At 56.4% G+C, this 18,448-nt stretch carries 16 protein-coding genes; 9 read left to right on the forward strand and 7 right to left on the reverse strand.

Features of this window, described 5'->3' with window-relative positions:
* Positions 1-126 precede the first annotated feature (126 nt).
* The 3 genes from M4951_RS01355 to M4951_RS01365 form a co-directional block, all read right to left on the reverse strand.
* Entirely contained in the window at positions 127-2,118 is a 1,992-nt protein-coding gene (locus tag M4951_RS01355) for a DUF2207 domain-containing protein (RefSeq protein WP_262024689.1), read from the reverse strand.
* A gap of 257 nt (positions 2,119-2,375) precedes the next feature.
* Positions 2,376-3,647 (reverse strand): glycosyltransferase, encoded by a 1,272-nt coding sequence (locus tag M4951_RS01360; protein WP_315985754.1) that lies wholly within the window; start codon positions 3,645-3,647, stop codon positions 2,376-2,378.
* 38 nt (positions 3,648-3,685) lie between these two features.
* Positions 3,686-5,308 (reverse strand): vWA domain-containing protein, encoded by a 1,623-nt coding sequence (locus M4951_RS01365; protein WP_262024691.1) that lies wholly within the window; start codon positions 5,306-5,308, stop codon positions 3,686-3,688.
* 190 nt (positions 5,309-5,498) lie between these two features.
* On the opposite strand from M4951_RS01365, the gene M4951_RS01370 reads away from it, so the two are divergent.
* Positions 5,499-6,494, forward strand: a complete 996-nt coding sequence (locus tag M4951_RS01370) for a DUF1080 domain-containing protein (RefSeq protein ID WP_262024692.1) — start codon at positions 5,499-5,501, stop codon at positions 6,492-6,494.
* Positions 6,495-6,814: 320 nt separating this feature from the next.
* Here the strand turns inward: M4951_RS01370 and M4951_RS01375 are convergent, their stop codons facing one another.
* The gene (locus tag M4951_RS01375) at positions 6,815-6,985 is read right to left on the reverse strand and encodes a hypothetical protein (RefSeq protein ID WP_262024693.1); all 171 of its coding nucleotides are present in this window, start codon (positions 6,983-6,985) and stop codon (positions 6,815-6,817) included.
* A 92-nt stretch (positions 6,986-7,077) separates the two neighbouring features.
* On the opposite strand from M4951_RS01375, the gene M4951_RS01380 reads away from it, so the two are divergent.
* The 4 genes from M4951_RS01380 (at position 7,078) to M4951_RS01395 (ending at position 9,700) form a co-directional block, all read left to right on the forward strand.
* The gene (locus M4951_RS01380; protein ID WP_262024694.1) at positions 7,078-7,602 is read left to right on the forward strand and encodes a hypothetical protein; all 525 of its coding nucleotides are present in this window, start codon (positions 7,078-7,080) and stop codon (positions 7,600-7,602) included.
* A gap of 101 nt (positions 7,603-7,703) precedes the next feature.
* A complete protein-coding gene (locus M4951_RS01385; protein ID WP_262024695.1) occupies positions 7,704-8,192 on the forward strand; it encodes a hypothetical protein in 489 nt (162 codons plus the stop codon).
* Positions 8,193-8,220: 28 nt separating this feature from the next.
* Entirely contained in the window at positions 8,221-8,808 is a 588-nt protein-coding gene (locus M4951_RS01390) for a hypothetical protein (protein ID WP_262024696.1), read from the forward strand.
* 88 nt (positions 8,809-8,896) lie between these two features.
* Entirely contained in the window at positions 8,897-9,700 is an 804-nt protein-coding gene (locus M4951_RS01395) for an alpha/beta fold hydrolase (RefSeq protein ID WP_262024697.1), read from the forward strand.
* Between the two features lie 207 nt (positions 9,701-9,907).
* On the opposite strand, the gene ptsP is transcribed toward M4951_RS01395, so the two are convergent.
* The gene (gene ptsP, locus M4951_RS01400; protein ID WP_262024698.1) at positions 9,908-11,686 is read right to left on the reverse strand and encodes a phosphoenolpyruvate--protein phosphotransferase; all 1,779 of its coding nucleotides are present in this window, start codon (positions 11,684-11,686) and stop codon (positions 9,908-9,910) included.
* A gap of 266 nt (positions 11,687-11,952) precedes the next feature.
* On the opposite strand from ptsP, the gene M4951_RS01405 reads away from it, so the two are divergent.
* From M4951_RS01405 to M4951_RS01420, 4 genes are all read left to right on the forward strand, one after another.
* The gene (locus M4951_RS01405) at positions 11,953-12,429 is read left to right on the forward strand and encodes a 3-hydroxyacyl-ACP dehydratase FabZ family protein (RefSeq protein ID WP_262024699.1); all 477 of its coding nucleotides are present in this window, start codon (positions 11,953-11,955) and stop codon (positions 12,427-12,429) included.
* A gap of 101 nt (positions 12,430-12,530) precedes the next feature.
* Positions 12,531-12,917, forward strand: a complete 387-nt coding sequence (locus tag M4951_RS01410) for an acyl carrier protein (protein WP_262024700.1) — start codon at positions 12,531-12,533, stop codon at positions 12,915-12,917.
* Between the two features lie 69 nt (positions 12,918-12,986).
* Positions 12,987-13,523 carry a beta-hydroxyacyl-ACP dehydratase gene (locus tag M4951_RS01415; protein ID WP_262024701.1) on the forward strand — a complete coding sequence of 179 codons (537 nt, stop codon included), beginning with the start codon at positions 12,987-12,989 and terminating at the stop codon, positions 13,521-13,523.
* A 130-nt stretch (positions 13,524-13,653) separates the two neighbouring features.
* Positions 13,654-14,940, forward strand: coding sequence for a beta-ketoacyl-[acyl-carrier-protein] synthase family protein (locus tag M4951_RS01420; protein ID WP_262024702.1), 1,287 nt, complete (start codon positions 13,654-13,656; stop codon positions 14,938-14,940).
* A 1-nt stretch (position 14,941) separates the two neighbouring features.
* Here M4951_RS01420 and M4951_RS01425 read toward each other — a convergent pair whose 3' ends face one another.
* Positions 14,942-16,105 carry a PQQ-binding-like beta-propeller repeat protein gene (locus M4951_RS01425; protein WP_262024703.1) on the reverse strand — a complete coding sequence of 388 codons (1,164 nt, stop codon included), beginning with the start codon at positions 16,103-16,105 and terminating at the stop codon, positions 14,942-14,944.
* A 78-nt stretch (positions 16,106-16,183) separates the two neighbouring features.
* Complete coding sequence (locus tag M4951_RS01430) at positions 16,184-18,415, reverse strand: methyl-accepting chemotaxis protein (RefSeq protein ID WP_262024704.1); 2,232 nt, start codon at positions 18,413-18,415, stop codon at positions 16,184-16,186.
* Between the last annotated feature and the right edge of the window lie 33 nt (positions 18,416-18,448).

The raw sequence follows: 18,448 nt of genomic DNA on the forward strand, positions 1-18,448 counted from the left end.
GAATCCTCATCCGGTACATTCCGCCAACAAAGTCCGCTTACGGCTGCGCCGCCCCGATAGCGGAGCTATCGCGGCCAACCGGAAATTTGGCCCATAAGAAATCTCGTGGTGATTCGCGTACTAGTATTACCAGCCGCCGCCGCCTCCTCCGCCACCACCGCCGCCGGAAGAACCGCCTCCGCCGCTGCTTCCCCCTTTGCTGGGACTGACCGACGAGGATGCGACCGCTCCGCCGATTGCGCCGGCCAATGCTGCGCCTGTCAACATGCGGCCTGAGCCGCTCGTTCCAAACGGCAACGACGAATGCATGGGGCGATGATTCAGGTTGGAATTGAATTGGCTTGCTTCCAACACCTTTTGACCGAGTTGCTCGTACCAGCCTTCTTTCATGTCAAACGCCATCGCCCAAGGAAGCCGATCGTCGTACAACATCGCTCCCTCTTCGGGCGAAGCGGCGTACTGCACCTGACGGATGAATTCTCCTTCTAACCATTGGCGATAACCTTCCAGTTGATCGAGCATTTGGCGTCCCTCGTGGGTGGGACGCTTCATCCAGTGATAAAATCGCCAGGCCATGATGACGAGCAGCACCACGCCCAGTGGAATGTAAAAGCTCACGTAATAGGCGAAGATTCCGAGCACCACAAATTCGGCGATAAAAAATGGAGTCGCAAACGCCGTGATGAAGAGCGCTCCGCCCAAGGCCAAGCCGCGCTGCACGGGGCCGCCAGGACCAAACAGGACCAGGCTCCATGTGGTCCAGACCATCGTCCCCAGGAAGAAGACGCCGATCGTCCAGAACGAAAGCCAGGCCGTAAAGAACAGCCCCAGCGGATAGTTGGGGGACGAAAGAATCGCCATGACCATGCCGACGATCGAAATCGAAATGCCCCAGAAGGTCCACCAGCCGTTTACCCGGAAGTACGTGCCGCGATAGTTTTCGGCCAGAGCTGACTTGAACTGAGAAACGGCGGCGCCGATGACCTTGTGTTGCGATTTCTTGAAAATAATCTGCGTGCGATCTTCCAGCAGTCCGCGCAGCAGCGCCTCGACATCGGGAGGAAGCTCCGAGAACCGCGCTTCATCGATTTTACGCAAGGTATAATCGCCTGACTCGCTGCAAGATAATGACACGATCCCGCGTGAAGCGGCGTAGACCAGGGCCGCGGCAAGACATTCGCTGTCGAATCCCATCCGCGCAACGTAACGCGCCGCCGCGGGAGAAATATTCGCCGGCGGATCATCTTGCACCAAGACGGCGCCCGGCGCCGGATCTTTGCCGACCATGATCCAGCCAGCCGTATAGGCGCCCAGCGCACAGCAAAGGGTCAGCAGCGTTAGAAGCACATCGGGATTGTCTTCGAGCAATTTGCCGGTCAGGTCGCTCGACGCAGGAAAGGTGACGGCGCCGGATGGAAATTTCACCGAAGCGGTCCAACCTTCCTTCGCGCTCAGTACGGCGGTCGTCTCAAGCTTGACTTGATCGGCCGGCGCGTCCAGTTGACGCCAAGCTTGTTTCTTTTCTCCATCGGCGCCGGTCCATGCGGCGATGGTGATTTCGTCGGGCTGGAAGTCGCGAGGCAAATGAATCGTGACGCTCGAATGTTCAATCGGAAAATCCCAAAAGTTTCCGGTGACGTTCCAATTGAGTTCGTCCACTTCTTCGCCGTCGTGCAGCCAGCCATCGGTCGTGTATTCGATCGTGTAGGTATACGTGCCCTTGGAGAGCGGCTTGTTCGCTTCGCCGAGATAGATGCGCGCTTCGTGGGGGCGATTGTCGTCCGGTTCTTCCACGCGGAAGTGTTCCGGCTTTCCGTCGCGCGTGGCTCGTACGACATCCAAGTTGTGCAGCAGACGCAGTCCCAGCAGAGGATAGCTGATGACGGGAAAGTCGCGATAGACGTCGCGGCGGATCTTATCGCCGAGCGCGGTGACTTCGATCGTTTCGACGACGCGCAGCGTCGAGTCGGGTTGGATATCAATATCGACATCGTAGCGGTGAATGATTTCCGCGAGCGGCAAATCTTGGTTGTCGACATCGTCCGCATGCAGCCCCAGCGGCGGCAAGACGATAAAGAGCGCCAACAACGCTGCTTGAATAATTTTCCAGCCTTGCATGAACCTTCTTCCCCAGATCAGTAATGAACCTTACCCACTTGGTCGCCCCCAACGATCCGTTGGATTGAAATCAAGTTGGCGTCGCGTTAAGGTTTGTCGGAAATCGTGGTCTCCCCATTTCAGGCTCTTGCAGGACGATTCGACAACCGACAGAATCTCCCTCGCTGTGAAATCTTTCTTCGTCGCCGGCTCCTGTTGCTTACAGGTCCGGCGATTTTTTTTCGACCGTGACGCCGTTTTGTTTACGGTCGGACCGGTTATTCGGCAGGGGAGTTGCAAGTCAACATACGCTCGATTTCGTCGGCCGTACGCGCGACTCCCTGGTGATTCGCCAGACGAGCCGAAATCTCGCGGCAGGCGGCGGCCGTTTCGTCCGATTGCAATAGATGTTGCAGTTTTTCCGCAATTTTTCTAGCCCGAAATTGATGGGGATAGAGCGTGCTCCCCAAACCAAGTCGCTCGATCCGCTCGGCATTGTCGGGCTGATCATGGCTGAGCGGCATAATCAAATGCGGAATGCCGGCCGCGATTGCTTGCGAGAGAGTGCCGATTCCGCCGTGATAGACCAGCGCCGCGCAGCGAGGAAGCAGTTGCGAGAGCGGCACGTACGAAAAATGACGCACGCTGCTGGGCAACTGCGGCGGAAGTTGCTCGGGAAAGCGTGTTAACAGAATGCCGCGGCGCCCCAGCAGTTGGCAAGCGGCGGTCGCTTCGGCGAAGAACGAATGCCCGTTGAGCATCGCCGAACCAGGCGTAAAAACGATCGGCCGATCGCCGCCGTCCAGAAACGTTTGCACTTCTGTATCCAAGTCCCCCAGTTCCGATTCGTCCCAGAGCGGAAAGTCGGTCAGCACCGTATTCGCGGGCCAATCGGCTTGCGGCGGCGCGTACCACGCGGGAAACATGCCGATCACTTTCTGCGGCGAATGAAAGAGTTGAGTCGCACGAGCAATCGGCGGCAGACCAAGCTCACGACGAAACGTGTTGGTCGGACCTTTCAGCACAGGGTCGACCATGATGCTCTGGGCCAGGCTATAGACGCCGGCGTTCCACCAGCGGGGAAGTCCAGGTCCCGCTGGCATGTGCCGCACCAATCGCGGGGGGCAGATGTCGCTCCACATTACCGAAGGTTGTAAGTGAACCGTGGCCAGCGACAGCCCCAGCTTTTCGTGAGCCATCTGCAGTCCTTGCGACAGCGCCGTTCCGACCAGCACGATATCCTTGTCACCGGTAGCGGCAGCTTGAGAGATGATTTCGTAATGTCGGCGCTGCCAGGGCAAGATCAGGTTGCGGGCAATCGTGCCGAAACCACGCAAGGGATGAAAGATATTGGGATCCTTGATGATCCGCTGGTACTCTTCGATCGTATCGATCGGCTGAAACTCGACGCCGGCTTTTTCGGCCAAGCCGCGAAAGTGTTCGCTGGTATGCAGACGCACTTGGTGCCCACGGCGCATGAGCTCGCAGGCGATTCCAATAAATGGATGTACGTCACCGTAGCTGCCGACGGGAAAGAGGAGCACGCGCACGGCGATGCCATTGGGTTCAGGGGAAGGCGTCGACTAGTTTAAGCTTCGGTCCATTGCCAGCCGATCGGCGTTTCGAGCTCGCGTCGGGCCAACTCGGCCCAGGGAGTATCGGGGTGCTCGTTGATTACCCGTTGCAGTGCGTCGACTGCTTGCTTCCGTACCTTTTCGAGTCGGCTGCCGGCTTCGCTGAGCGAATCGGCCGGCTGCAAGATCCATGTGTCATGGCTCGCATCGTCAAACTTGCGACCCGATTTCAGCAGCGCCAACATCTGGTTGTAGCCGTTGGTGCGGGCCAGTGCGGCTGCCGCTCTGCCCAGCGCCAAGTCATAACTGGCTTGCCAACGGGGATCGGTGATCTTATCACGATCCGATTCGGCGTCGCTGAGGCGGTTGTAGATCGCTTCTAGCGGCGGCGCCAAGCGGGCCGGAAGTCGCTGCGCTGAGTCGAGACTGCGCTTCAGCGCCGCTTCGTCGCCGGTGCGGAAGTTGGTCGAGGGAGCGGTGATCGCGCCCCCAGGCGGCAGATAGGATACGGCGTCGAGCGCCGCGAGCGCTTTGTTGCTCGACAACCTTTGTTGGTACTCGTCGGCCGAAATGAATTGCGGAGGATATTTACGACGATACTCGCCGCCGTAGACGCTGGCGTTGCCGGGCCACGATCCCAGCGCACTAGAGCGGACAATCAAATAGGCGCCGCCGGTTGCGCGGCACAGGTAGTTCAAGGCAAACGGTCCGAAGCCGCTGTCGATCTCTTGCGAGCCGAAACCGGACGACGTGAAGTCGAGATTGATTCGTTGCAGGCGGCGAGTTTCGGGACCTTGTACGATCGCCGGCTTGCCGTCGCTGCGATTTTCGGCGGTCTGCATCAGCCCAGACAAGCGTCCAAAGGGCGCCGGCACGCCGATCGCGTGAATCTTGATTCCTAGCGGACGCGCCTTGGCGATCACCGCGTCGACCATGTCTTGATCGTCGCCGGCTTCGTCGGTGACGATGACGATTGCGACGGCGCGATTTTGCGCCTGAAACTTCCCGTATTTATCGAGCGCCTGATCGACTGCGGCGAAGATCGGCTCGGCGCCGCTGTCATCGCTGGGCAGTTTGCCGATCTGATCGCGGACCATCGCGATGTCGCCGGTCGGCTGGTCGATCAGAAATTGAGGAGTTGCTCCGCCGACTGCGACCACGGCCGAAGTCAGTCGGTCCGCCGATTTGCCTGCCAGCGCGCCCGCCAAGTCGTCGTACATCTTAGGCGCCGCGTCTTGAAAGCCCCGTTTGAGCGCCGAGGCTGATTGCGTCGTATCGACCATCCAGACGACCAGGGCTGGCGAATATTCGATGGTGTTTTTCAGGTCGTCGCCGATTCGCGAGACCGCATCACGTACGTCGAGTCGTTCTTCCATCGTTCCGCCGCCAGCTGTTTTTCCGCCGCGCAAAGAAGTGGTTCGGATCATCGTGCTGCGCGCTTCCGCTTCGCGATTCTGACGCGCCGTCACATTGGACGGCTTCGGCGGAGTCGTCGTTTGCGCCGGAGCCGTTGTCGCGGCCATCTTTTTGGCCGGCGCCGGTTTGGCGAACGGATTGCGGATTCCGACATTGTCACAGCCGGCCAGCAGAGCAAGACCGAGCATCAAGAACCATGGATAGCTACGAACGAGCGGCATGAATCGCATCCTAAGTGAATCAGCGAGCAATGGAGCGGCGGCGCCCCTTGGACCTTCCCGTATTCTACCTTTCCTTTCCGTTAGGTCGAGCTGACGGCGCCGGAAGCTTGCATCCCCCTGGTTGGTAAACGAGAATAAAGGGACTTCTCCCCTTTTTTCTTCATTTCCCCGCGCTCGGAGTCTCCGTGCCATGCCTCGCTTATTCTCGTTTCGGCTCGTTTTACCTCTCCTTCTGCTCGGCTGCGGCTCCAATTTGCTGGCCGGTCCGACGTTTACCGATCCCAAAGAAGCGGGCGAAGATTATGACGCCCAGGGGGAATACCAGGGGTACCTTGGCCCCGACAAGGTGAAAATCGCCGCTCAGGTGATCGCCAAGGGGAAAGGGAAATTTCACGCCGTTGGAATGCCAGGCGGACTGCCGGGAGATGGGCTGAAGCCAGACGAGAAGAAGCTGGAAGCCGATGGAGAGCGGGAAGGGGAGATGATCGTTTTCCGTCATACGACCGAGGATGGCGGGGAAGTTCGCGCTGAGATTAAGGACGGAATTATGAACGTCTACGGCGGTGACAATCAGCTAGTCGTGGAGCTTTCTAAGGTCTTTCGCGAAAGCGAGACGATGGGCGCCAAACCGCCCGCAGGCGCAGTCGTGTTGTTTGACGGCTCGAGTCTCGATGCCTGGATGAACGCGAAGATGACCGAAGATGGTCTGATGGAGCAAGGCGCGACCAGCAAGCAGTTGTTTGACGATCACTCGATTCATATCGAGTTTCTCTTGCCGTTCATGCCGGAAGATAGCGGACAAGCGCGCGGCAACAGCGGCCTGTATTTGCAAGGACGGTACGAAGTGCAGATGCTCGATTCGTTTGGTCTGTCAGGCGAGAACAATGAGTGCGGCGGACTCTACACGCTAAAGAAGCCGGACGTCAACATGTGCTATCCGCCGCTGCGCTGGCAAACGTATGACATCGATTTTACCGCGGCGAAATATGAAGATGGGAAAGTCAAAAGCTCGCCCCGAGTGACGGTCAAGCAAAACGGCGTGCTGATTCATGACAATGTCGAACTGCCGGCCGACAAAAACACGCGAGCCGCTCCAGTGCAAGCGGGACCCGAGCCGGGACCGGTCTATCTGCAGAACCATGGCAACCCGGTCCGCTATCGCAATATCTGGGCGAAGGCCAAATAGCACCCGCCTGCGGCGACATTTCGGCTAAAATCAGCGGTATGGATAATCAGGCCGAAGAAAATCCGTTCGCGTCGCCGTCCGTGGTCCATATTCGGGAAGCTCCTAAACCCCCTGTGTTCACAATCGGCGTATCGCCGATCGATATCCGCGGCATTTGCTCGGTATGCGCAGCCGCAGCGCCACATGATTGTGAGCAGCGTTACCGTATAGCGAAGTTGATCGTGCGCTATTCGCTGTGCGAGCATTGTCTTTGGCGCCGCAAATGGCAGCGTCTTCAGGCCTTCTTTGAAAATATGATCATCTATGGACTCTTCTCGCTCTTAATTTGGATCCCAATTTTCGCCTTGATTGCGCTGACTGATTTCCTGTTTTCCAGTTCTTACAGGGATGGGATACGAACAGGCGAATGGAGCGTCATCGCGCATCTGTTTGGCATCGGCGTTTTGATTGTTACTAGCATCTTGTTGCGGATCCCCTGCGTTTTTTTTCAACCTCCCGTTTCCAAAGAAAACGGGATTTACCAGGTCTTTCCGCGAGCGCCGACGTTTGAAGCAGCTCTTCGTGATCATCGCGAGGCGTCGGCATGACTTCGGCCGATGATAACCCGTTCGCATCGCCGCATGCCGTTCAGACAAATCGTGATGCGCCCAAGCAAATCGAAGGTGCGTCGCCGCTAGACGTTCGCGGTTTTTGCTACACCTGCGGCGCCGTCGGCGAACAAGACTTTCAGCAGTCGTTCTATTGGGGACGGCTGTTGGTCGACTACTCGCTTTGCCAAAATTGCCTTTGGCGCCGGCCCTGGCAACGAGCTTCGTTGTTGGTGAACGGCTCGCTGACGATCGCAGGTTTCTTGATCTCTGGGTATGCGGTAATCCTCGTCCGTTTGATCCTGGGAGGATGGAGCGATGGTTTCGCCAGACTGCTCGTGTCATTGGGAATCGTGGTCGCGATCGCCACCGGATTTTTGGTGCTTGCGAACATCGTGCTCCGGCTGTTTGCGGTATTCCATTGGTATCCGACCAGTGTCGGCCGCGGGGTTTATCGACTCACATCGCTGAACCGAAATTTCGCCGAGAACTATTTTCGCGGACTAGCGGAGGAAGAATGACGGAGCCGCCGGAAAATCCGTTCGCTTCACCTGGCGTCGATCAAACCTTTGAGTATGCTCCCGACGCAGAGTCTGCGCATAACGCCCGGTTTACGATTGAAATGGGAAAGATTGTCGGAGACTCGCCGCTGGCATTGCCGATGGTTTGCTTGCACTGCGCGGCCAATATCAAAGAAAACTTGGGCGAGCGGATGATCGACAGTTTTGGGCGTCCAACATTGCGAAAGAATGAACAAGAGGGACCGCTATCCGTCTCTTATTCGATTTGTCCAGAATGTGGGGAGAAAGCACAGGTTTGGCAGCGTCGACGTGGAATCGCCCTTTGTGTCCTCGTATGTCTTTTGATCGCTGGACCGGTGTCCCTTGGTCTGCTGTTCGCGGTTTTCTATTCGCCCACTGGTCTCGACCGCGCGGCTTTAATATTCGCCTTCGTCTTTATCTTTATCTTTATTGTTGACGTCGGCGGAATTTATGGTGTCGCCTATTGCGAAGCGAAGGCGCCAAATCGACTTGCCTTGTCCAGGGCCGTTGGAGATACAATGGTGCTCTCTGGCGCAGGCAGAAAATTTGTCGAGCGATTTCAAGAATGATCGACGATTGTTACCTCGGGAACATCAAGTGAACCAACCGCCTGAAAACCCGTATGCTTCGCCTAGCGTCGATGAGACCTTGGAGGGGGACCCGGTCCTCGACGCGGAAGTCATGTGGAACGAAGAGTTTGCCATGCGTGTGGGGAATATCGTCGGTAATTCTCCTCTGTCCTTGCCCGATGTCTGTTTGTACTGCGCCGCTGATATCGTCGACGATCTGGGAATCCGACAGAGCGATAAATTCTATCGACTTCGATTGTTGGAAGCGGAGAAACCCGTATCCATGAGCGTCTCCTATTCGGTCTGCTCGAAGTGTATCGAAGCTGCTCAGTCGTGGCGCCGCCGACGTGGAAAATCGCTTTATTTCATTCTGGCCACTGTCGTGGGCGGAGCCATTTCTTTTGCGGGTATGGTCACCCTTTCGGACGGGGAACATAGTCCCAACAGCATATTTACAGGGCTTTTCGGATTATTCGCCACGGCAGGCGTCGGCGGATTTTTTTGCGTCGCCTATTGCGAATCGCAATTGCCCAAAGGTCTCGCCTTGAAGAAGTTTGCCGGCGATACGATGACTCTCACTGGCGCGGGCTGGAAATTCATTCAGCGATTTCGTTGAGTATCCTCTGCCGATGCGCAGCAGAACCAGAACGCGTTACAATTCAGTTGGAATGGGGCGACGCAACCAACAACAGTAGAGCAACCCGATGCAAGGCGAACGAATTCCGATCGGCGAAGTAACCTTAAACGTCGTCATCCGCGGCGAGGGAGAGCCAGTCCTCTTGGCGCATGGGTTTCCGCTGGACCATTCGATGTGGGAAGCGCAGATCAACGTGTTGGCGGCCGAAGGGTACCAAGTGATTGCGCCCGATCTACGTGGTTTTGGGGAGAGTGACCCCGCGGCCGACAAAACGACGATGGCCCAGTTTGCTGACGATCTGTCGCGTCTACTGGCCAAGTTGAACGTGACGCGACCGGTCACCTTTTGCGGGCTCTCGATGGGCGGCTACATCGCGTGGCAGTTCTTTCAGCGGCATCGCACGCGGCTGGCGCGGTTGATTCTATGCGACACGCGGGCCAACGATGATGACGAGAAAGTAGCGCGTGGGCGCCTAGTAATGGCGGCCGAAGTCGAACGATTTGGCGTCACTAAAGTTCCCAGCACAATGGTCCCCAAGCTCCTCTCGCCGATCTCGCTGGAGAAGAACGCCGCCGTCGTGCAGTCGCTAGAAGCGATGATCTTGCAGCAAGATCCCGCCGGAGTCGCCGCCGCGCAGCGCGGCATGGCCGAGCGAGAAAATGTGGTCCATCTACTACCAACCATCGACGTTCCGACGCTGGTGATTTGCGGTGAGGTCGACTCGATTACGCCGCCCGACGTGATGCAAGAGATCGCCGCCGCGATTGTCGACGCGAAATATGTAGAAATCGCCGGAGCCGGACATATGGCGCCGATGGAGCGCGCCGTCGAAGTGACCACGGCGATACTCGACTTCTTGAAGACGAGTTAACCAAGTAGGGGCCGCTGTGCGGACCAAGTTAAGCGAACGATTTGGATATTAAAATCAATTTGAGTAGCACGCTCAGAGCGGAGCGATAGGCGTGGTGGAACGGCAACCAACGAAACCAGACCATCACTTCGTTCGGAGCGCGCCACATTCCGTGAGAATGGTTGGCTCTTCTGATGGACCGCACAGCGGATCCTACAAAAGGCGACCTTAGCCATCGGTATCGAGCTTCGCGATATCGGGCGAGATCTCTTCCAACTCCATTCGCAAGAATCGCTTCACCTGGTTGGTTGTTTTCATTTGCAGCGCGCGAGCCAATAGCGACTCGGCTCGTTCGATAGTAATCTGTGAGGCAAGTTGTTTGATCGTCGGCACAAACGCAGGGCTCATGCTGAAACTGCGGAGCCCCATTCCTAGCAGCAGGATGAATGCGCGCGGTTGGCCCGCCATCTCACCGCACAGGGTAACGGGAACGCGGGCCATGTTGCAGGCGCGGATGACGTCATTCAGCGTATGCACGACCGCCGGCGCGAGCGGTTGGCACAGGTTGCTGACCTTCGGGTTGTCACGATCGGCGGCCATGAGATATTGGACCAGGTCGTTGGAGCCGATCGAGACGAAGTCGACCAGATCGAGCATCGAACGGATCACGACTGCGGCGGCGGGAACTTCGAGCATCATGCCAACTTTGACGTCCGAGAACGGCTTTTTCTCTTCGGTCAGACGGCGTTGAGCGCGGCGCACGAAGCTGCGGATTTTGCGGAGTTCCTCGACCGTCGTGATCATTGGGAACATCATACGGACTTCGCTTCCTTCGATGTCGACGCCTGATTGCAGGATCGCTCGAATTTGTGACATGAAGAACTCGGGATGCTCAAACGAAAGTCGAACGCTGCGCCACCCCATAAACGGGTTCGCCTCGTTGTGGTTGTGACCGAGATAAGCGACGGTTTTGTCGCCGCCAATGTCGAGCGTACGAATCGTCACGCTGCGGTTGGGACTGGCGTTAATGACCTGACGATAGATGCCGATCTGCTCCGCTTCGTCCGGAACGTTCTCGTGCGTCAGATAGAGGTATTCCGTTCGATAGAGGCCGACTCCGCCGGCGCCCATCGCCGAGGCCGCTTCGGCGTCTTGCGCGTTGTTGATGTTGGCCATCAACTCGATATCTTGACCACAAGCGGTGCACGCCGGCAAATCACGATTGGCGGCCAGCTGATCCTTCAGGTCAAAGAATTCGCGTTCCAACTTGCGATAGGCCGACAACTCTTCCGCTTCGGGATTAACGACAACGATCCCTTCGCCGCCGTTGACGACGATTGTGTCGCCTGTTTTGACCCGGGCCGCGATCCCGGGTACTCCAGAGACCGCCGGAATGCCGCGACTACGAGCGATGATCGCGGCGTGGCTCGTCTGACTGCCGCGCTCGGTCACGATCCCGTGAACGTCAGCGTCTCCCAGCGCGACCGCTTGGGAGGGAAGCAATTCGTCAGCAACGACGATCAGGGGCCCCTTTAAACAGCCGTCTCCCCCATCGGGATCGTTAAGGACATCGGTCAGATAGGCGCTCAGGCGGACGATGACATCGCGGATGTCATTCAGTCGCTCCTGTAGGTAGGGATCCCCCATCCGGGAAAAAAGTTGCGTGTATTCATCGAGGAGTCGATGGAGAGCGCCTTGGGCGGTCATTCGCTCGTCAACGATCCACTGTCGGATTTTGTTGGTGAAGGCGGGATCGCGCAGTATCGTGCGATGAGCGGCGAAAATCGCTGCTTCGTCTTTGCCTACTTGGCTTTCGACCTTCGACTGCAACGCGCTCAGATCCGAGGAGGTTTGGTCTCTGGCCGTCTCGTAGCGCGCGAGTTCCTGGGTGATCTCGTGGGGATCTAATTTCGTCTTTTCCGGATTCACGAAAATTTCGAGAATGCAGTAGGCGGTGCCGACTGCGACTCCGGGGGAGACTGCTATCCCCTTATGTAGGTCTGACAAGGTCGAAAAATCCGCCGTTAACGTGGGGTTTGGAAGCGATACATCCGCTCGCGATTATAGTAGGGATTCGACCTGGACATACCCTAAGGCCACATTTTCCCGTCTGTTGATACGAAGCGAATTGGAGTAAAGTTTGCATAGCCGCGAACTGCTAAATGGCGCTCTTTAACCAGCTTGTGACGTTTTTTCAGCGTGGCTATACTAGTGAGCTTTGACTTTCGGACCTAGTTAACACTAGGGATTAGGTAGAATTTTGGGACGCCGGCATGCGATTCACCCTGATTGATCGAATCACCGATCTGGTTCCGGGGGAGCGAATTATGGCGACCAAATGCCTTTCGCTCGCCGAAGAATATTTAGAGGATCACTTTCCCAAGTTCCCGGTTATGCCGGGCGTATTGATGCTGGAAGCGATGACGCAAACCAGCGCTTGGCTGATCCGTGCTTCGGAGGATTTCGCGCATAGCGTGGTCATTCTGCAGGAAGCGCGCAACGTCAAATACGCTGACTTTGTCGAACCGGGGGAAGTACTGACGGTTACCGCCGATTGGGTCAAGCAAGAAGGAAGCCTGACCTCGCTGAAGGTAAAAGGAACCGTGGCCGGCAACATGGCGGTCAGCGCAAAATTGGTGTTGCAGCGCTATAACCTGGGTGGGGATGAGTTGACTCCCACCGATCGGTTTGCAATCGGCAAGTTAAAAGAAGATTTCAACTTACTGTATCCTGAAGGCGGCCGCGCTTAGCCGGCTTGCTTAAGAAAGCCGCGGTGCGGCAAGCGACGATCTCACTCACCTTGGGTGAGAAGCCATATATTTCCTGGTTCAGCTTTGGAGAACGCATTCAGATGCCGACGGAACAAGAAGTCTTCGAGAAGGTTCGCGAGGCCTTAGTCGACGCCCTGGGAGTTGACGAAGATGAAGTAACTCCGGAAGCGACGATGGTCGGCGACCTCGGCGCGGAATCCATTGACTTCCTCGATATCGTCTTCCGACTAGAGAAGGCCTTTAGCATCGAGATTCCTCGGGCGGAATTGTTCCCCGAAGATATCTTGACGAACGCCGAATACGTCAACGACGGAAAAGTCACTCCTGAGGGACTTTCTGAATTGAAAAAGCGGATGGCCTTCGCCGACCTGTCGAAGTTTGAACAAAACCCGCAGGTATCGGAATTCGGTAACTTGCTGACGGTGAACGACATGTGCAAATATGTCGAGAGCAAGTTAGCTGCGTAACGAGTCGTTGATCTTTGTGCTGATCGCAATCGGCGATCAGCGCGAAGGTCCGCTTGGAAGGGATCGGGAATGCGTTGGTATTGGGTTGATCAGTTCCTCGAATTCGAGAGCGGAAAATCGGCCAAATCGATCAAATCGATTTCGCTTGCCGAAGAACATCTGCATGACCACTTCCAAGGCATTCCTATCATGCCCCACTCGTTGGTCATTGAGGGGATCGCCCAAACCGGCGGACTTCTAGTCGCCCAGTACTATGATTTTCGAGAACGCGTCATTCTGGCGAAAGTGTCGAAAGCGATCTTCCACTTTGCTGCAGTCCCCGGCACGCAACTGATTTACTCGGTCGAGGCGCATGATATCCGCGAAGATGGCGCCTATATCTCGGCGACCAGCCACTGTGGAGAGCGATTGCATGCCGAGGTCGAATTGTTCTTTGCTCATCTGGACGAGCAAGACAATGACCGAGAACTGTTTGATACCGCCGATTTGCTGCAACTGCTGCGACTTTATCGGCTCTTCGACATCGGCAGAAAACCGGACGGATCGCCGATCCAACCGCCGCAATACATGCTGGATGCGGAAGCGGCCTCCTTAGGTCGAAATTAGCCGCGCTCGGTGCTCGATCGGGCCGATAATATGAAGACGGAGCGGACTGGCCTGTATCTTTTGACGGCTTGTCTGCGTCTAATAATCGGTAATGTCCGCTTAGTTTCTCTTGTTTGGAGCTCCAGTCGTCATGAGTCGACGAGTCGTCATCACTGGAATCGGTATGATCAATCCGATGGGGCACGACGTCGAGACCGTCTGGTCTGGCCTGAAAGAATCGAAGTCGGGCGTCGCCCGGACGACGGTTTTTGACGCTTCTAACTTTCCCACGAAAATCTCGGCCGAAGTGCGCGGTTGGAGCATCGACAAATGCGGTGAAGATCTCGATCGCTGGGAGAACATTGGTCGCCATACAAAATTTGCGATCGGCGCCGCCAAGCAGGCGGTTTCCGACTCCGGCGTGATGGACGGTTCGCTCGATCCGACGCGATTGGGGGTTTATCTCGGCTGTGGAGAAGGGGATCAGGACTTTTTCGCCTTCACCACGATGGTGACCGCCGCGATGTCTGTCGAAGGTGAATTCGACAAAGCCGCTTTCATTCGCAAAGGATTGGAAACGCTCAATCCTCGCCGCGAACTAGAGCAAGAGCCGAGCATGCCCAGCGCCCACTTAGCGTCGCTGTTCAACGCTCAAGGCCCGAACGCGAACTGCTTGACCGCTTGTGCTGCTAGCAGTCAGGCGATCGGCGAAGCGACCGAACTGATTCGACGTGGGACCGTAGATGTAATGCTTTCTGGCGGCGCTCACAGCATGATTCACCCGTTTGGCGTCACCGGCTTTAACCTGTTGACCGCGCTGTCGACCAGCAATGACGATCCGACGAAAGCGTCGCGTCCCTTTGATCGGTTGCGCGACGGTTTTGTCCTGGGCGAAGGCTCATCGATGGTCGTGCTCGAAGAGCTGGAGCACGCCAAAGCTCGCGGCGCCCATATCTATGGCGAAGTCTTGGGGTACGGCACCACGGCGGATGCGTTTCGAATTACCGACACGCACCCCGAAGGTCGCGGCGCGATCAGTTGCATGAAAATGGCGATGACCGACGCCAAAGCGAACGTCGAAGACATTGACTATGTCAACGCCCACGGCACCAGCACCGAAGTCAACGACAAGGTCGAGTCGCTTGCTTGCCGTCAGGTCTTTGGCGCAATGGCCGACAAGATTCCGGTTTCCAGCACCAAAAGCATGATGGGGCATTTGATCGCCGCCGCCGGAGTGACCGAAGCGATCGTCTGCTTGCTGGCGATTCGCGATAACGTGCTGCCGCCGACGATCAACTACGAAAACCCGGATCCAAATTGCGATTTGGACTACATCCCCAACTTCGCGCGCGACGCGAAAGTCGACATCGCACTAAATAACAGTTTCGGTTTCGGCGGCCAGAACATCACGCTCTGTCTTGGTCGATTCAAAGCGTGAGTCACGGAATTTCACGGTTGTAGTTTCCTCGCTGCGGGCCACCACCATCCTGGGACCAAAAGCCGTTATTGCCGTTCCCAAGAGAGTAGCAGCTTAGAAGGCCGCGCTGTTGCTTTCGACAGATGATCACGTCATCCCAAAGGCATTCCATGAGATGGGCGCTGGGCATAGGGGACTGCCAATCGATGACGCCCTGACTAGGATCGACGCAGTAGAGCTGGTCGATATGTTGCAGATATACCCGATCTTGTCCTGCGATCATGCGATCGATGGTTAAAGCCAAGACGACCGGAAGTTGGATCGTCCATGCTTCTTCACCGTTTCTCGCTTCGACCCCTACTAATCGGCAATCGTCATAAGCGGAGCAGATAACAACCCAGTCCAAACAAGGGACGACGGCTGTCTTCAACCGGTACTTCGTTTTCTGCGACCATTTTTCGGCGCCTCGAGCAAGATCGTAGCAGCTGAGGCTAGATTTGTTTCGGTTGCAAGCATAAACGTTGTTTCGATAGACAGAGTAATCGATTGCGTTGGATGCCGGCGCCCTCCAACGCAGTTTTCTGTTTTGATCATTCAAGCAATAAGCGTAGTTGGAATCGCGGACAAGAACTCGGCCGGGCAAAAGAATCGGAGCGTCGGCAAGATAAGAATTGCCTTGCTTCAGCCACCAGTCGCCTTTTCCGTTTCTCGCGTCAATCGCGAACAATCTGCCGCCTGCGTGAACAAAGATGTCATTTCCGTCAACAGAAATCATGCCGGACTTAAACGGCATTTGGACGTGCCAAATGGAATTGCCGGTTCTCGTTTCAATGGCGTAGAAGTCGCCGCGATCGGTGCTTACATAGAGTACATCGTCTGACAAGCAGAGATTGGCAAGTCTCAAAGCCGTCCCGGATGTCTCCGTTTCCCAGACGACGTTTCCCGACTTCAAATCTAGCGCGTAGAGGGCGCCAGTTTTTACATTACTACCTCGTCCGGTCGTGAAAACGAGGGAGCCGTCGGTGCAAACGGGTCCCAACTGATCGTGGAGTTCTCCGCGAGGAGAAACCCAGGTCCAAAGGAGTTGGCCTGGTTTGGCTTGGGCTAGGACAAAGGTGGGAAATATTGCAGAAACCGTGACCAATGAACAATAAATTGCCAATTGTCCGAAATATCGCTTACGCATTTCCTCTCCTCGCTAGTCGCGCCATAGTTACTAGCGAGGAATTCTAAGCGAACAATCGTCAATTCGCATCGGATTAATCTAAACTTCAAACCGCGCCACCGCAGCCCGCAGTTTGTCGGCGATGGTCGACAGTTCGATGCTGGTCGTGTTGGCGGCCGTCGCGTGCGATGCGGTCGTTTCGGCCGCACTGCTGACCGCGACGATCTCGTTGACGATCTGCTCACCGGCGACATTCGTTTCTGAGATGCCGGCGGCGACTGTTTCGAGTGACATCGTCGCGGAGCCGACGCTGCTGACCACGTGACGAGTCGTGACGTTCTGCTGTTCGACGGCCGAAGCGATCGATTGCGACATCGCGTCGAGTTCGGCGATGACTTCGGCGACGCGTGCGATCGACTCGATCGCGGCGCCGCTTGATTTCTGAATGCCGGCGATGCGACGGCTGATGTCTTCGGTGGCCGCGGCCGTTTGTTTTGACAGAACCTTGACTTCACCCGCTACGACGGCGAAACCTTTGCCTGAATCTCCGGCGCGGGCCGCTTCGATCGTCGCATTCAGGGCCAGCAGGTTGGTTTGCTCTGCGATGTCTTGGATCGTATCAATAAACGTGCCTATTTCGCTTGCGGCGTGACCCAGCTCATCAATCGTCTCGCGACTATTGCCTGTCAGTTGGCTTGCGGCTCGCGCTGAGCCGGAGGTTCGTTCGGCGTTTTTCGCAATCTCGGTGATGCAAGACGACATTTCCTGCATGTTGTTGGAGATCAGCGAGAAGTTGCCCGAGATTTCTTCGGTGAGATGATTCATCGAATCGATCTGGGCCGAAATCTCTTCGGTCGCGGCGGTCGCGCTGGCGGAGCGAGTTCGCGTGTTGTTGGCTTGCTCCGTCAAAAATCCAGCGGTCGCCGCCATGTTGCCGGAGGCGCCGTTCAAGCTTTTCGCTTCTTCCGCTAAGCCTGTAATAATCTCACGTAAGTTGGAGATCAATTGGTTGAAGGCGATGGCCAGTTGACCGATTTCATCTTCACGACGAATGTCGAGCGTTTGCTTTAAATCTCCCTTCGCCACCCGGGCGGCCAGCGTCGTCATCTGTGACAACGGCTTGGTGATCGAGCGGGTCAACATCCAGGCGATCCAAGCGCCGAGCAGAAGGGCAATTCCGCCGGCGAGCGTGGCGCGATACGTTGAAGTCGCCGCTCGATCGGCTGTTTGTGCGGCGATTTGCGTGGCGGAAGTTTCTGCATTTTGAGCGATTTGGTCGACCAGCGGTTCGATCTTATGCACAGCGGCGCGAAGTTGCTGTTCCAGGTTGGCGAGTTGCTGGTCTTCTTGCACCAGCGCATCGAAGGCTTGGAGATAGTCGGTGGTCGACGTCCGAATTTGAGCGACGGAGTTGGGATCGACCAGCGAGTTTTCAAACGCGGCGACAAACTGCTGTGCCGCTGCATGCGTCTGTTGGATATATTTGGGATCGTTCCGCAGCAGATAATCTTTCTCGCGGCGTCGAATCATCAAAAGCTTCGCCGAAGCGCCGGGGACGTAATGCTTCAGCAATGCCTGCTCCATGGCCAAGGTGGCTCCCTCCAAGCTGATGTCGCTCGATTCGCCAGCAATTTCCTGCTCTAAAGCGGCGACGACCCTGGTCAGTAGCTGCATCTGTTTTTCTTTCAGGTCGGCGTCGTAATGGCCCGTTTGCAGCGATTGCTTGACTTCTTCTATCGCTTTGACAATCGCTTTGCGGTTGGCGCTCTCAGCAATACGACCGCTGATGGCGCAGCGCTGCAGCGCCGCTACTTGGAGATACAGTTTGTCGACGGCGAACTTTTTAGCGTGATCTTCCAGGTCGTGGACAACATCACGAAAATGGCCTTGCAAGCCGGAGTTATGATCGATGCCGCGCCGTGTCCAGCTTTCGGTCAACGCGACAAACGCATTTCGATAGTCCACAGCCGCAATCGCGATCGCGTTGGCGTCAGCCGCAGCGGCTTCATCCGCCAGGGATTGAGCCAGCACATCAATGCTCGCCGTTTCGGCAAGCAGTGACGCGTAGCTGGCGGCATGACTCTCGATGTATTTGGGATCGCGCCGCAGTAGGAAGTCTTTTTCGTTGCGGCGGCACTGAAGCATCGCGACGTTCGCCTTTTCGGCGTGCGTTTGCAGCGAGATTTGCTCGCTCAGCAGCAAGTTATAGTTCTCGACGGTTCGACGGATCGCCAAATGATAGATCGACATGCCGATACCCATGACGAGAAGCACGATCGCGAACGCTCCACCAATTTGGTAGCGAATACTGACGCGCCCGAGAGGATTCATGCGAAACCGTGTAGACTTGTTGGGATCGATACT

Source organism: Blastopirellula sp. J2-11, from assembly GCF_024584705.1.
In the GTDB taxonomy this organism is placed as follows: Bacteria; Planctomycetota; Planctomycetia; order Pirellulales; family Pirellulaceae; genus Blastopirellula.